Source organism: Paenibacillus selenitireducens (assembly GCF_002021565.1).
Lineage (GTDB): Bacteria > Bacillota > Bacilli > Paenibacillales > Paenibacillaceae > Paenibacillus_K > Paenibacillus_K selenitireducens.
On record NZ_MSZX01000004.1, the window covers coordinates 362,012 to 377,216 of the forward strand.

At 41.5% G+C, this 15,205-nt stretch carries 18 protein-coding genes; 17 read left to right on the top strand and 1 reads right to left on the bottom strand.

Annotated elements, in window-relative coordinates:
- The first annotated feature begins 8 nt into the window (after positions 1 to 8).
- The 14 genes from BVG16_RS12175 (at position 9) to BVG16_RS12240 (ending at position 12,483) form a co-directional block, all read left to right on the top strand.
- On the top strand, positions 9 to 416 hold the full coding sequence (locus BVG16_RS12175; protein ID WP_078498942.1) for a hypothetical protein: 408 nt from the start codon (positions 9 to 11) through the stop codon (positions 414 to 416).
- Positions 417 to 452: 36 nt separating this feature from the next.
- Entirely contained in the window at positions 453 to 953 is a 501-nt protein-coding gene (locus BVG16_RS12180; RefSeq protein WP_078498943.1) for an NUDIX hydrolase, read from the top strand.
- A 102-nt stretch (positions 954 to 1,055) separates the two neighbouring features.
- On the top strand, positions 1,056 to 1,472 hold the full coding sequence (locus BVG16_RS12185; RefSeq protein WP_078498944.1) for a hypothetical protein: 417 nt from the start codon (positions 1,056 to 1,058) through the stop codon (positions 1,470 to 1,472).
- A gap of 25 nt (positions 1,473 to 1,497) precedes the next feature.
- Complete coding sequence (locus tag BVG16_RS12190) at positions 1,498 to 2,082, top strand: histidine phosphatase family protein (protein ID WP_078498945.1); 585 nt, start codon at positions 1,498 to 1,500, stop codon at positions 2,080 to 2,082.
- The gene (locus BVG16_RS12195) at positions 2,082 to 2,531 is read left to right on the top strand and encodes a GNAT family N-acetyltransferase (RefSeq protein ID WP_158081675.1); all 450 of its coding nucleotides are present in this window, start codon (positions 2,082 to 2,084) and stop codon (positions 2,529 to 2,531) included. The genes BVG16_RS12190 and BVG16_RS12195 overlap by 1 nt, the downstream gene beginning before the upstream one ends.
- A 39-nt stretch (positions 2,532 to 2,570) precedes the next feature.
- On the top strand, positions 2,571 to 3,269 hold the full coding sequence (locus tag BVG16_RS12200) for a class I SAM-dependent methyltransferase (RefSeq protein WP_198957452.1): 699 nt from the start codon (positions 2,571 to 2,573) through the stop codon (positions 3,267 to 3,269).
- A 136-nt stretch (positions 3,270 to 3,405) separates the two neighbouring features.
- A complete protein-coding gene (locus tag BVG16_RS12205; RefSeq protein WP_078498948.1) occupies positions 3,406 to 3,690 on the top strand; it encodes a hypothetical protein in 285 nt (94 codons plus the stop codon).
- Between the two features lie 76 nt (positions 3,691 to 3,766).
- The gene (locus BVG16_RS12210; RefSeq protein ID WP_078498949.1) at positions 3,767 to 5,467 is read left to right on the top strand and encodes a hypothetical protein; all 1,701 of its coding nucleotides are present in this window, start codon (positions 3,767 to 3,769) and stop codon (positions 5,465 to 5,467) included.
- A 22-nt stretch (positions 5,468 to 5,489) separates the two neighbouring features.
- Entirely contained in the window at positions 5,490 to 8,861 is a 3,372-nt protein-coding gene (locus BVG16_RS12215) for an AAA family ATPase (RefSeq protein WP_078498950.1), read from the top strand.
- Between the two features lie 14 nt (positions 8,862 to 8,875).
- Positions 8,876 to 10,138, top strand: a complete 1,263-nt coding sequence (locus BVG16_RS12220; RefSeq protein ID WP_078498951.1) for a hypothetical protein — start codon at positions 8,876 to 8,878, stop codon at positions 10,136 to 10,138.
- Positions 10,139 to 10,167: 29 nt separating this feature from the next.
- Positions 10,168 to 10,785: an NUDIX hydrolase gene (locus tag BVG16_RS12225; RefSeq protein ID WP_078498952.1), complete on the top strand. Its 618-nt coding sequence runs from the start codon at positions 10,168 to 10,170 to the stop codon at positions 10,783 to 10,785.
- Between the two features lie 16 nt (positions 10,786 to 10,801).
- Complete coding sequence (locus BVG16_RS12230) at positions 10,802 to 11,197, top strand: hypothetical protein (protein ID WP_078498953.1); 396 nt, start codon at positions 10,802 to 10,804, stop codon at positions 11,195 to 11,197.
- A gap of 269 nt (positions 11,198 to 11,466) precedes the next feature.
- Complete coding sequence (locus BVG16_RS12235; RefSeq protein ID WP_233147010.1) at positions 11,467 to 11,913, top strand: hypothetical protein; 447 nt, start codon at positions 11,467 to 11,469, stop codon at positions 11,911 to 11,913.
- 36 nt (positions 11,914 to 11,949) lie between these two features.
- Positions 11,950 to 12,483 (top strand): hypothetical protein, encoded by a 534-nt coding sequence (locus BVG16_RS12240; RefSeq protein WP_078498954.1) that lies wholly within the window; start codon positions 11,950 to 11,952, stop codon positions 12,481 to 12,483.
- 427 nt (positions 12,484 to 12,910) lie between these two features.
- On the opposite strand, the gene BVG16_RS12245 is transcribed toward BVG16_RS12240, so the two are convergent.
- Positions 12,911 to 13,366, bottom strand: a complete 456-nt coding sequence (locus tag BVG16_RS12245; RefSeq protein WP_078498955.1) for a VOC family protein — start codon at positions 13,364 to 13,366, stop codon at positions 12,911 to 12,913.
- Between the two features lie 157 nt (positions 13,367 to 13,523).
- Here BVG16_RS12245 and BVG16_RS12250 point away from each other — a divergent pair, with 157 nt between their 5' ends.
- From BVG16_RS12250 to BVG16_RS12260, 3 genes are all read left to right on the top strand, one after another.
- Positions 13,524 to 13,958, top strand: coding sequence for an Lrp/AsnC family transcriptional regulator (locus BVG16_RS12250; RefSeq protein ID WP_078498956.1), 435 nt, complete (start codon positions 13,524 to 13,526; stop codon positions 13,956 to 13,958).
- A gap of 27 nt (positions 13,959 to 13,985) precedes the next feature.
- Positions 13,986 to 14,720, top strand: a complete 735-nt coding sequence (locus BVG16_RS12255; RefSeq protein ID WP_078498957.1) for a class I SAM-dependent methyltransferase — start codon at positions 13,986 to 13,988, stop codon at positions 14,718 to 14,720.
- Positions 14,721 to 14,874: 154 nt separating this feature from the next.
- Positions 14,875 to 15,186 carry an ArsR/SmtB family transcription factor gene (locus BVG16_RS12260; protein WP_078499113.1) on the top strand — a complete coding sequence of 104 codons (312 nt, stop codon included), beginning with the start codon at positions 14,875 to 14,877 and terminating at the stop codon, positions 15,184 to 15,186.
- Positions 15,187 to 15,205 lie beyond the last annotated feature (19 nt).

The following is a 15,205-nucleotide window of genomic DNA, read 5'->3' on the forward strand; positions in this document are numbered from 1 at the left end:
GCAGGACATTGAAGAAAAAAACAAGAAAAATGGTGGTAGTCGGACAAACTTATGTCTATGTTTTGAATCAATCTTACCAGCCAGAAGAGAGTATAATCACTTTGAAAATTTCTCTGGAGGGCCAAAAGAACATCACTTTATCGTTCAAATTTTGTACGTGGGAGGATGCTATCTCGGGAAGTCCTCTGTATGTAGGCATTGATCTGAATCATAGGGTAACCAAGGCTGTTGAGCATTTCAGTCTAAATCATCCGAGCCGGATTAAGGAATTTATAATATACGGAAATGAGCACGGATGGACGGGGCAAAATTCCATGGTATTTCATGATGGGCTGGAAGTCATGCATGATATGGGATATGACATTTCATGTCTAATGCCCAAGAATAAGCGTACAACATTCATAGAGAGGTATTAAATAGATTCTATTCCAAAAATGAGAGGAAGTCACTTCATGTTCTATGTTAATGCTAGGGCGTTCATTGAAACGCATAGGGATGGCAAGACTGAAATCATTCTTCAAACGCGAAACAAACCCAATGAAAGAGCGTGGGAGTTACCGGGAGGGAGATTAGAGTTATTTGAACCGATTTTAGCAGGACTACAACGCGAAGTATTCGAAGAAACAGGATTAACGGTCATTGAAGTCGAAGGAAGTCAGACACGAATAGATACATGCGGGATTACTTCGGATTTCGAAGTGGAGTGTTTAGAACCCTATTGTGTCTATCAAACTATACGGGGGCCGATCGATTCCGTTGGCATGTATTTTATATGCAGAGCTGAGGGGAATGTGCAGACAACCGGTGATGATACGCTAAATGTAGGTTGGAGATCAGTTGATGAAATTTATGATCTCATGCTAGAGGATCCTAAACAATTTAGTCCTGTAGATCGAGCTGGGCTTATCTATTATTTAACGCATAGATTTGGAAGGAAATTCGATAGTAATTGACGAAACGCTAAAAGGAGGACGACGATAATTACAAAGAAAACGAAAGTCATATTAGCCGTATTATTTGTAGTTATTGTGTGTATCCTTGCAGCTTATTGCGGCATGCAAAAGATCGTCGAAGAAAGTCAAGGGAAAGCCTGGAGACATAATTGGGGGTTTGACGCACCCAAAGCAGAGAAGGTCGCAACTATTTTTTACAATGCCGGTCGAGATCCGGATCTGTATCTCATTTCAGAATACAGTGAAAAGGGAATTCAAGCGCTCCGTCAGCTAACGATCTGGACAAAGGTCGAAGGTACTGCTGCATTTCTGTCTACTTCGATCGCAAGTTATGAGCGGCAAATCCAAGATCTCTATGATGAAGATGCCGAACACTATCAACAATTATTTAAAGATCATCCCGTGACCTTTACGAAAGATTCATTGTATTTTACGCAAAGAAAAGAAGATGGCAGCTATATTATAGCGGTATTGAATCCAGATGAACGAAAGCTGTATACGTTAGAAATGTTTTTTTAGTACTTCAGGTAAAGGAGGTTCAGAGATGAACACGACGGTATACATGGTTAGGCATGCAGAGTCCCCTTTTGTGCACGGAGAAGAACAAACGAGAGGTTTGTCGGAGGAAGGTTTTGTTGAGGCTCGAAAAGTAGCGGATTTACTTGAGGGCGTTGCGCTAGACGGTATTGTTTCCAGTACGTATACAAGAGCCATCCAGACCGTTCAAGAATTAGCCGATCGAAAAGGCCTTCCGATTCTACAATTTGAAGAGTTAAGAGAAAGAGCCATTAAGGGATTGGATGACAAGGCGCCATGGGAAGAGTTGGTGAAGGCCATCGAGAAATCCTTCGTGGATTTGGACTATGCCTTGGAGGGCGGGGAATCAAGCAGGCAGGCTCAACAAAGAGCGATACCGATCTTTGAGCAACTACTTCAAGAATACCGCGGTAAGCAGATTGCCGTAGGGACGCATGGGAATATCATGACGATTCTCATGCAGTATTACGATCATACCCTTGGGTTTGAATTCTGGAGCAGCACGTCGATGCCCGATATTTATAAGATGACCTTTTATAACAATCAATTAGAGAGCATCGAGAGAATATGGGATGTGAAGAAGGGGGTTTGATGCAGTTGCAGAACATGACAGTTAAGCCCGTAGATAAAGAAAACTGGTTTGCGTGTACACAACTCAGAATTAGCGAAGAGAATGGGAAACGATTTATCGTGCCGATTGTCTATTCCATCGCAGAGTCGAAGGTCGAGACACACCTAAGGCCTTTGGCTATTTTACTCGATCAAGAAGTGATCGGATTTAGCATGTATTGCAAAGATCCGGATGATGGACGGTACTGGATTTATGTTTTCATGATCGATGCAGAGGTTCAAGGCAAAGGCTATGGCAAAGCTGGATTGCAGCGCGTGGTGGAATATATGAAGGATACGGAGGATCTTCGTGAAATTATCATCGGGCATCAACCTGATAATGAACGAGCTGGATACTTGTATGAATCCGTAGGATTTAAGCTAACGGGTGAGCAGATTCATGGTGAAATCATCCGATTGTACACATGCTAGCACCTTTGAGGCGATGAATAAAGAATGGAGGAGAGTCTAGTGAGCGACTTTCAGGAGACGACCGAAGAGAGCAAACAGCGATGGGAAACGAATGCGGATTTCTGGGATGAGTATATGGGAGAGCATTCGAACGATTTCCACCGCCATATCGTAAGGCCTGATACAGAACGGCTGTTGGATGTGAAGTGTAATGATCTAGTCCTAGATATTGCTTGTGGAAACGGAAATTTCTCCAAACGGTTAGTGGAGCACGGAGCATCTGTTGTTGCTTTTGATTATAGTGAGCAAATGATAAAGCATGCCCGAACTCGTTGTGCCGCCCAGTTGGATCATATCTCTTTTCATGTTGCAGATGCGACCGACAAGGAGCAATTGCTAGCTTTGCGACAAGATCGTCCCTTTGATAAAGCCGTTGCAAATATGGCGGTGATGGACATCTCACATATCGGACCGTTGCTGCATGCGGTATATCAGATGCTCACACAGGATGGGATCTTTGTATTCTCCACCGTGCATCCTTGTTTCGTAAAGCCAGACGGTAAGTATATGACATCTAGCGTGTACGAGGACATTGCCATTACGAAGCAGCCCGTCAAGCATTTATATTATCACCGATCGTTAAGCGATTTGTTTCAAGCATGTTTTGAAGCGGGTTTCGTGTTGGATGGGTTGCATGAACCAGTCTTGAACGATCGAGAGATCCCTCCAATTATCATGATACGACTCAGACGGAAGTAGTCAGTCCCCTATGGCATGTTGTGCTTTAGAGGTTTTTTGGGATTAACGATTATAAATTTAATATGGTGATTCTAAATTCATCCGAGCCCAAAGTATACATGGTAAGAGAATTTTATATGTGGGAGGTTCTCTTGCGATGTTAAATATTAAAAACAAATCCATCATAATTGAAATGGATCGGAACGACTTATGGCAATTAGGTACTGCCTTAATGAATGGAATCGAAATGGAGACACAAAGGAAATGGGTGCACTATTATCAAGGGCACACAGAAGCTGAGTTTCTACATTATGTGCGCCTTCAACACCATGTAATTTTCGTATATCTTCAGGAGATTTATGGCTATTTAGAGAGAATTGAATTGCTGGACGCTTTAGAAGAAGAATTGCTTTCTATTTATCGACAAAAAGCTTCGAGCTAGAACGATTATATTTTACAGATACCTTCTTGACATGTAAAATGTTGTTAAGAATATATTTTTTTGCAAGAGGTGTAAAATGGCCGAGTTTATTCATGTTTCTGAGCTCTTACCCAAACATGCTGGACTTCAAGTTTGTCTTTCTGACACAAATCCGGTGCAAGTACTTCAATGGCAATGTAAAGGTGAACCTATCGCAGATGTACAACTTGGTGTCTATTCCGAATCCTCAGCTCATTTAAAGAAGGCCGAGTCTTTTATTCACTTAGCAAAAGAAACTCGTGCTGATCTAGTTCTTACACCGGAATACTCGTTTCCTGATGAAATGCTGAATCAGATCGTTCATGACCCTAATCTCTGGCCTGCAAAAGGTGCTTTGTGGTGTTTAGGAATGGAAGCGTACTCTTTACATGAATTTGGTGAAAAAATGGATGAATGGGAAAGCACCGGCCATACCGTAGTTATACGCAATGCATACGCTCGTCTATTGGAAAGAAATTTTGTCGATGCACTTGTTTATCTGTTTTTAATGGATGACAAGACCTTGTGCATTCTTCCTCAGTTCAAAACCGTTCCGATGTCAGAGGTATGGAATGACTATGAAGTACCAGGTTTATGTAAAGGCGAAGTTATCTATATCTTTGATCTATCCGGAGTCAAAGCAGATCAAAACCGTTTTCTTTCCTTGATATGTTCTGATGCGCTAAGCGTTCGTCCGCAAGAATTTCTAGAGAAGACGGAAGGGAAACATCTGACCATTTTCCACGCGCAATTGAATCCTAATCCAAGGCATCAGGGCTTTCGGATGTTTAGAGATGGGCTTTTCAATCGCAATGCGGGTAGAGACATTCGGCTTATCACGTTAAATTGGGCAGATGGCACAGTAATTGGTAATATACAATTTAATAAGCCATGGTCAGCTTTTTATAAGAAGTCAACTGACGGTACAGTGGCCAAAAAAGATCTAAGGGCAAGGAACCTGGATAAAGGTACATTTTACGCTCTACATAAGCATACGGAAATTTGGTACAGCCATCGGGGGGAGCATTGCAAGGGATTTGATATGAATAAAGGCTTTGAACTTGGTGCCTCCCATGTGCTTACAGCGCACCACGAACCGGTGACACATTCCTGCTATGGCTTTGATGAATCCGCACAACGGTGGATGTCTGCCCCATGTGATCCGTCTTACTCTATTCAAGATTTGGTCGAGAGTTTTGGTGAAGAATACGATTTCCCGTTATATGCAGACCCCCATGATAGTGATGCTTTCTTTGGGCTTTGTTTTGGGCACTTTTTGGAAGGCGAATTGACAGCGGAAGACGATGAACTCGTCACTCGCATGATGTTTGGATCTGATTCGGAGGCAGATACGAAGAGACGAAGCAAAGCAGGCCAGTATAAACGATTAGTCACCTTGCTACAACGACAGCGGTTCCCAGAAGAATTTAAAGAGCTAGCAAATAACCATAGGCTATATATTGACTCGGATACCGCAGAGACGACGAAGAAGTATGGTAACGTATACCCCAAAGATACTCCGCTGGAGGAGTTGAATCCATTTCAATCCGTACTTTGTATCATTTCAGCCTATACCAATCATAATGATGTCGAGAGGCAAGTGAATGAAATTAGGCAACAGCTACATGCTGCTTTTCGTCATAAACTCGTTGTCTATTATCGACCAGATGATTCAGATGAATATATTTTCTTTGATTTAAGCCAAACAAGGATTGATAAGGCGACGAATATTAAGGCTCTGAGTTCGATAAAAGAATAATGTTTTGACTTGGAGGAGTTTTATGCGATTAGGGGATCTAGTGAAACAGTTGGGCTTTGGAAATGATATAGAGGGTGAGCTTTTCACATTTCAAATGGATTTATTTAAAGTATACAAAGGGATGCGAAAAGAAGAAATTCCGAATGGAGATGTTATCTCCGAATACATTTTCGTTGAGGTCTCCGATCCGATCCTTGGGAAAATGGTGGCAGATACGGATACAACGTATTTTCGAGACTTTCAAACCAAACTATTGTCTGAGACATTTTTTAGTCATAAAAGTGATCTGCGCTGGAATCTTTATTTAATTCTGATTGTCGAATCCTACGATCAATTAACGGATACAGGGGTTCTACAATTCATTGAAAATGATGCGGATTACGCGCGTAAGTTTGTAATGACTGCCAAGGATGCGCTCCAATGGTTGGATAAAGAGTGGTTAAAGCAGGTTTCTCATGAAGATAAGGTGTATATTGACCCCATGCAAGAATGGCATACCGGATTAGTGGATGCTGGATTGACGGGTTGTTTAACAGAACCATTTGCTCAGGGACATGTAGAGAGCTTTCTAGAGGGACAAGCTTTTCTTACTTCAGAAAGTACAGCGTCTCAACGAAGAACTATACAAGATGATAAATTAACGGAAGTCATCGAAAATATAACATCAGTGGAGCTGAATGGTTTTCGAACGCATTGTTTTGATGATGCTGAACATTTAAACCTAACACGGGTCAATTTGTTGCATGGATCAAACGGAGCAGGCAAAACTTCGGTGATGGAAGCCATCGAGCTGGCCTTCACAAATGAAATTAATCGATGTTCAGAATTTGGTGACAACCTCGTGGATTCAATGGAGTCGCTTAAAGTGAGCTGCACAACTGCATCAAGAAAAACAATCCATTTCCAACCTGGCGAGAGCTCCTCCTTTTATAAAAAGTTAGCACAGAACTGGTATGGTGTTCCAGCCGGTAGACAATCCTCTGAACTAAACAGTTTTTATCATCGTTATAATTTTTTTGATTCCGAAGCAGCTTATAGGTTTGCATTAAATGAAAGTGGTCAAGGAGAGAAGAACAAATTTGATTATTCCGATAATCTAAGCAGATTGGTTTTTGGCGATGAGGTGATTGAAGCACAAAAAAATTGGACAAGGTATCTTCAAGAATTCGAAGCAAGATCGGAAAACTTGACGAAGCAGCATCAAAAAGTCATCCATGAATTGAACGCTTTAGAACAAAAACTCTCAGAAATCAAGGATGACAATATCCAATCGAATGAGCTTGATCGACACCTCAAGGCATCGCAATTAAAATTATCTAGAAGTCAGCGTGCCAGCAACGAATCCATGAGTGACTATCTTGATCGCTTATCGCTTATTTTTCAGGCTGTAGAAGCTGAGCGGAAGGGAATTGTAGAATCTGGATTAAATGCTGATATGTTGTCATTAAGCGATTTAGATACGTACCACAAGCAGCTACAGAATAGCGTAAATGAATTTATAAATAAGAAGCAAGATATCGAGACGGCCCTTAGCAACTTGAATGCTGAGAAAACAGCACTAGATGAACAAATATATCAAAATGAAGCTATTCTCATTACCTCTAACCAAGAGTATAACCATATTGTAGGGACGCTCGAACAATGGAAGAAAATCAAAAAAACGATTGAACAACCAGACCAAATGACTATAAGAAAAGGCTTAGATATCCGAGAAGAAGAAATCATAAAGCGCGTGGAATGGATCAATCAGTTACATGCCAAACACCATCTGTTGGATCAGATAACAGACGATGATTTATGGATATTATCAACCGAAAATCACCATGCTCTATTCGTAAAGCATAAAGAGAAGGACGCTGCTTTTTCTATTCTGAAGCAACAACTTGCCACAACTGAACAATTTACAGGGGTGATCGAGGTTGCTTTGTCTCGTATCCATGCAGCGGGTGAAGAATACTTAACAAATCATTTGAACTCTACATTATGCCCGCTGTGCACACAGGACTATGGCAGCCATCAAGCTCTTGTTGAGGCTTTTGAACAAGCAAAAACCATTACATACAACAATAGCGAACAGCTAGCAGAATTACATGAGCAAATTAGACGATTGGAAAATGAAATCAGAGAAGTGAGCGAAGAGCTTTCACTCCACGACAAAAACGCAAGACACATCGAACTCGTAGAAAGAGCATACGCGGAACTGTCAGCAAGTCCATTTTATACGAGAAGTAATTTCGACATCCCGTTAAGTGAAAAGTGGAATGAATTCAGAAAGATTATTGCATCAAGAAGCGAGCTTATGAGGGAACTTTCTCAAGTACAGGCACAAATTCGTTTATTTGATGAGACGGGGATGAGTCGCCAATCCATACTTCAGGCAGAATATTTTCACAGAGAAAATGTTCTATATAAGGATTTCGAAGCCAATGGTCACCGCACTTCATTTGAAGAATTCCTTATGGAAAAAGAAGTCTCTCTATTAACCAAGCTATCAGAGATTAAAGAGGCTATAGAAGCACTTGGTGAGCAGCGCACCAGTCTGACAGAACGAATGAAGCAGCAGTCTCCTAATTCTGTAGATGCTACTATTTTAGATTTCGAACAAAAATTGAAGCCTATTTCAAAGATTCTTGAGAGCGTGAAGCTGCTGCTTGATGATTTTGACATTGGCAGTGAAGACAATTTGTTTGTATGGTCCAGTCAAGTTCAAAAAATGCAGATTTATTTGGGGCTGTTTGTAAAAAGCCAGGAGCGCTTGAAGGAACAGGCTCGATTAAAAATGGAAGTAGAAGATCGAAGAAATACATCCATGGGAATTGAGAACGATATCCAAAGGTGTTCAAAAGCTGCTTCTGCTCTAGGTAAGCTTAAGTTCTTACGGGAATACACCAAAGGTTTTATTGAAAGTAATATTTCTCAAATCGAACGGTTCTTTAATTTACTGCATACGCCGAGAGAGTTTGATCAATTGGAATTAGGCCAAGACGGATTATGGCTTCGTAGAAAATGGGACGAAAAACCTGTAAAAGCGTACCAGATGTCATCAGGACAACGGGCTTCATTGGCCCTCTCCGTAATGTTTGCGATTCATTTAGCAGCACCGAAAGCGCCAAGAGTTCTAATGATGGACGAGCCTGTGGCTAATATGGATGATCTCCACCTTATGAATTTACTCGATCTACTCCGTGACTTGTCGTTATCTGGACGACAGATATTTTTTACAACCGCCAACCCAGATGTAGCCAATCTTTTCCGAAGAAAATTCAGCTTCTATCACGAGCGGTTCACACACTTTGAATTTATGCGTTCATCTGGTGACCCTGTCCGAATCAAGCCCATTCACTACTCTCCGAATATGGATACCCCTGCTGCCAAGCAGGTAAAAAAGAGTTAGAGGAGAACTATTATATGAATACATGTTCAAACATAAATAGCCTTCTATTGCGACATTTTGAGAACGGTGGTAATGCAGCTGGATACTTAAGAGGAAGAATCCCAGGATTCGCAGCTATTCTATCAGATTTCTTCGCAAGCCGTTCGGACATCGAACGAATTCAAAAAGCTGAACACTTAAGTGAGTGCATTTTATCATTAACTGACTTTGGCGATATGATTCCTTTGCGCTCTGAGGTGGCAACGCTGGAGATTAAGCGCATGATTGCATACAAAAAACAGACAGACCATACCGCGCATACATTGTATTTGTATATACTCGGCGTATGGGTCTACGATAATATCACAGAGATCAGGGATGCTTTAGATGCACGTATTCATAGTTCAAAACCAATGAAGTTATTTCTTTTTCAATGGACATTTGCCTCTCTGCTCCACGATGTTGGCTACTTATTTTATGATTTTGATCGTGGGGCTAACGCTAGTTCTTGGAACATATATGATAGAATGCTTTCGTTTGAATATTTTAATCAATATACGGATGAATTATCCGATCAAGGTAAATCAGAATTAGAACAAGCATGGGGTACGCTTATCAAAACATATGGTATGAAGGAGCATGCTTCTAACCAGAATGCAAAGGAGTTAATAGCGTCACTAGATCAAATTCCGTGGCTTGCCGATCTCATTCCGGGGTATCAGACGGGGTTGTTGGCTATGGAACTAGGAGAAGAAATAGGTCCTGGTTTACAGCGTTTTGCTTATGATATGGCTAGTCATGGGTACGATGGCACACCGGTTGTGGATCATGGGATTGCAAGTGGATTGATGCTCTTAAAGTATACTTCGATTTGGTACTGGTTACATAAACATTCAGAAACATTTCATCCTCAATTACACGCGGAATTAAATGCAAAATTCCATTACTACCCGCATATTTTTCATAAACATGTTCTTCCTGCCTGTAAGGCTGCGGCTTATCATAATTTGCCGAATGTAACCTATTCGCTGGAACAGGATCCATTGCTTTATTTGGCCGTATTGTGTGATGAACTGCAGATATGGGATCGATTTATGTCAGGAGCAGGACATATTGATAATTGGAGGATGGTTGACCATTGTGTGGCTGATAAGCTGAAAGCTGAAAGGATTGCCAGTGAATGGAATCAACCCATGCTTCACCTCATGACATCTGAAGTTCATTTTGAGAAACTAGTATCGTCATTGGACAAGCGAGTGTTGAACTGGAATAAATACGTACAAGTTACGAGGATTTGACAAGAAGGGTTTAGGGAGGAAGGATACGCATGCAACTCAAATGGCTGGAGTGGGCGAAGCAAATCCAAGCGATTAGTCAGGCAGGGCTAGCTTATTCGAAAGATATGTATGATCTGGAACGATTCGAACAGCTTAGAGCGTTAAGCGTTGAAATCATGCATGAATACACAGAGGTTGAAGTTCATACAATCCGGAATCTTTTTGCGAGTGAAACAGGCTATGCGACGCCTAAAGTGGATATCCGCGGCGTTGTATTTCGGGATCATAAGATTCTTCTGGTCCAAGAAAAGACAGATGGAGCATGGGCCATTCCGGGAGGTTGGGCAGACATAGGTCTATCCGCCAAAGAAGTAGCTGTAAAGGAAGTAAAAGAAGAGTCCGGTCTAGATGTCAGACCAACCAAGATTTTGGCATTCCTGGATAAGAAATTTCATGATCATCCGCCTTCTGCTTCTCACGTTTATAAAGTATTTATTTTATGTGAGGAAGTCGGTGGGGAGGCAGCGGCAGGTATGGAGACCACGCAAGTCGGTTTTTTTGAAGAAGACCACTTGCCTGAGCTATCCACGGAGAGAAATACAGAGGGACAAATTAGAGCTTTGTTCGCCATGATGAGAGATCCGGAGCAAGATACGGTATTTGATTAAGAGGAGAACAACTGTTGTGAATATGAAGCACTATCATGTGGTTGTTATTTCAATATTGTCCATCGTTTTTGGATTGAGTTATATCTATGGATTGGTTTTTTCTTTTCAATTTCTGGGACCGGTGCAAGGCATTGTACGCGGCATTGTTCAGTTATGGGGAAAGATTTCGATTGCCATAGGGATGCTTATCCTACTTATGACCATTGCGATTCGGTATGTAAAAGGAAAATTTCATCATCTTGATGCTGTGATTCTAGCGTTGCTAATCATTATTTTTTTCCTTCAGCTCATCGCGTTTCTATTATGGTTATTTATCGGGAGCATTGTCGATCCCATGCCAAGCAGTCTAAATGCACTACCTCACTTGACGATGATCGTCATCTTGGTCAGATCTTTTAAGAGGTATTTTTGAGGAATAGTGATGTGAAGTAGAAGATCAGTGATTCCCTTCAGGAAACAAGAACCATCGGGCGAGATGGGGGTTAACTTGTTGCTTGAAGGGATTTTTCATGCGTCATGACCGAATACAACATTTCACAGGTATTCTAGCAAATCACAGGCAAAAGCCCGATGGATTATGTCATTGAACGACGTCTTAATTGTTTTACAGCATTCTCCAATTGTGCAACATTATAGTGTTATTTTCGTCTGATTTGAAGAAGACCTCTGGAGGTGACCCGATTGAGGAAATCCTTTATCATACTGATCGCGTTCTGGTTGGTAAGTAATCTCATGATGATCAACTCCGCTTGGGCGGATTGGACATATCGATTTGTCGTGAATGAAGGTAAGACATATATGGTTACAGATCAACATGTCCAACCGGAGCAAACGGGTTCTAAAATTGGTAGGGTTACTTTTTACTCCGATCAGGAGGGGACGTATGCCGGCAATGTATCTAATTATTTTCCGAAGGGTACCGAATATTTCTTGATTAAGGATGTTGATATCCATAAAGCGATTGCGATAAAGGCATCTGATGGATCCTTCATTCAAGCCAATTATAAGGGGGAATATAAGGGTAAACCGGAGAGTTGGTCTAACATTTTACCCTATATATTCGGAGGCATGCTACTCATCATTGTCATCTTCATTGTGATCAACAAGGGGAGAAGCAGTCGCAGCTAGCCAGGTAATCTGGATAAGAGATGCAGGAGGGTTCCGATGAAACGTTCAAAATTGATTAAAGTGCTCGTCATGATTGGCTTGGGGATGGTATTGGTAACAACTTTGATGTATGTAACGCCGATAGGGAAAGAGATGAGAATCGTACTAGCAGAAACCCTATCATCTACAAGGTATGAACCCTATGCAAGGGTTCTTGGCGTTGAACTGGAGAAGAAAGCTCCCCCACTTCCTAGAGTGGTTGTAGGGAATACGGAAGTTCCGGTTAAACAAAGTAGTTACTGCTGGGGGGAATTAGGGTGTGCAGATTATGCCGGAGGAATAGAAAGCTTTGAAGGGAGAAGTCCAACCATTGTAACTCCTGAGGCCTCTATGAAATTTACATTTGATTACCAACCTGGACCTGCGGAACTACATTTGAACCAAATTCAAGACAGTACGAATCAGGATATCCCGATCCAGGATAGCGATTGGATTACGCCTAAAGACAAAGGTGTGTATTATTATCATATTTCAGCGAGCTGGGAGAAAAAGGGGAGTACATCCGCCACCTTTGTAATTGAGGTAAAGTAAACATCAATAGCAAAGAGCCGCCATATATAGGTGGCTCGTTCAATCTTTTTTTTTAATCCAATTATTGATATTATGTTAAAAATAAACTATTGAAAAGGTGAGTGGGAGAAATTTTTCGAGAGATTGCCGAAATCAAATTAGGGTGCAGGGAATGGAGCGAGAAATGAACGGACACAGGAGACCTTAATTATGCCAAAAGCACTCAAAATGCAGGGTGAACGGACACAGCGGCTCTTATCATGCTAAACATAAGCTATAAACTCATGAATCGAATGGAATAAGGGCATCTAGGTCCGCAACAACGGCTAATCTAGAGCATAGCAGACAATAAGGTCTCTCATGTCCGTTATGCATCTCCTAACCACCGATATATAAGTTCACACAATAAAGGACCGTCGGGTGATTCCCTGACGGTTTTACTCATGTTCTACTTTTTGACGGATATATCAAAATCAATATCCTCTATAAATTCGATCACTTCACCATTTGGGCTATAGATGAGCGCATTGGTTACCAGAAGTGGCGGTTCACCAAGTGAAAGCTGGCTAGGTTCTATATATGCCTTTGCCCCGTGCGCGAGGGATTTGCGATAGATTTCGTCTACATTCTCTACATAGAATGCGAAATGTAAGAGCGCCCCGTGGGCGATATCTTCATCACGCAGAGCTTTTTTACCTTGTGCGGGAATGACCGCTTCTTGATCGAAGACTTCAATACATGTTCTTTGGTCAGGGGAAATCAGCATAGCAGCTTCTTTGAGTTGAAAAGCAGGCAGACTCCAATGATGACCTACTTTAAATCCCAAGACGTCAGTATAAAATGCAACGGTTTTATGAAAGTCTTTGGCTTGTATCGCGATATGTGCTAGGCCTTTCACGTTCATGTGTATCTCTCCTCGTATATAAGATGGCTTTATTATAGTGAATTGTGATCTGTACATACATGCGAAATAAAAGTCTTATGTGTTAAAATACTTAATAAATTAAGTTATTTTAGCGTATATTGCTTATGAATTGTATTTCAAACTGGGGGTACCTGAGTTGGAACATGTCATCGATGAAATTGATAAGAAAATTATGTTATTGCTTCAGCATCATGCACGAATGCCTATTGCTCAAATCAGTAAAGAAATCTCCATGTCGCAACCTTCGGTCAAAGAGAGAATTCTGAAGCTAGAAGAGAAAAACATTATTGCCGGGTACGGTACTATTTTCAATTTACCGGAATTGAATCGAGGAACAACCACGTTTATTCTGATCAAGACAGAACATTGTCAAGCGTTAGTAGATGTCTGTAGAGCATCGAAAGAGGTAACCGATTTGTTTCGTATAAGTGGGGAATATAATTACCTCATCAAGGTACAGACGGCATCAATCGAGGAGCTTGCGGAATTTCAAGATTCACTTGTGAAGCTGGGTCCCTCCAAGTCCCATATCTCCATGAGAAACATCATTGAAAATAGAATTTTACTTTAAAATAACACAGGAGGGGATTCGAAAATTATGAAACAGAACAAATATGATGATCTCGGTTTCTTCGAAAAATATAGTCAGATGCCACGTTCCGTCGGCGGCCTAAATGCTGCTGGGGAATGGTCGGCACTCCGTGCCATGCTTCCTGAGCTGCGCGATAAAAGGGTTCTTGATCTTGGCTGCGGCTTCGGTTGGCATTGCAGATATGCTCGTGAACAGCAGGCCAGATCGGTCGTAGGTGTGGATCTCTCAGAGAAGATGCTGACGCAAGCGAGAGATTATACCAACGATTCTGCTATCGAATACCGTAGGCTTGCGATTGAAGATATCGAGTTTCAAGCAGGGGAATTCGACGTGGTTCTCAGCTCGCTTGCGCTCCATTATGTAGATCAATTTGACGTTGTATGCCGTAAAGTTCATCAGTATCTCGTGACGGGAGGAACATTTGTATTATCTGTGGAGCATCCCATTTTTACCGCACACGCTGCTCAAGATTGGCATTATGGAGCTCAAGGGGAGCGATTGCATTGGCCTGTCGATAACTACCAGGATGAAGGATTCCGGCAAACCCAATTTCTTGATCATGATGTCGTCAAATATCATCGCACGATCGCAAACTATATGAATACGCTAATCAATGCAGGATTCAGAATGAAGGAGATTTCTGAACCTCAACCAGCGCAAGAAATACTTGCAATGAGTTCCGAAATGCGCGACGAACTCCGTCGTCCGATGTTTCTGATCATCGCAGCGGTCAAGGAATAGACTTGGCAGTACTAAAAGACAATTGAATGGCTGAAATAGCCGCTTCGATTGTCTTTTTTGTGTGGAGCGCTTGATAGAAAAGGAAATTGAATGGTTGCGGTTCGCGAATGCAATATGTATTTACAAATCTACAAAAATAGATATAATGATCTGTATGGAACCTTTATTGATTTATAAAGCTTTGTCGAACGAGACTCGTAGTCAAATTATGCTGTGGTTAAAGAATCCAGAGGAATTCTTTGATGAAAAGCTTTATCTGCAGCAAGGTCTTAATTTTCGGATTGGTGTATGCGTGGGAGACATTCAGGCTAAATCGGGGCTTGCACAGTCTGTAATCTCAAGTTATTTGTTGACGATGCAGAAAGCCGGTTTGTTGGAATCTGAGCGCATTGGAAAGTGGACGTACTACCGTCGGAACGAAGAGACAATAAGGGAATTTTCCGAGTACATCCAAAAGAGTCTATAGACAGAAAGGAGGTTAATTT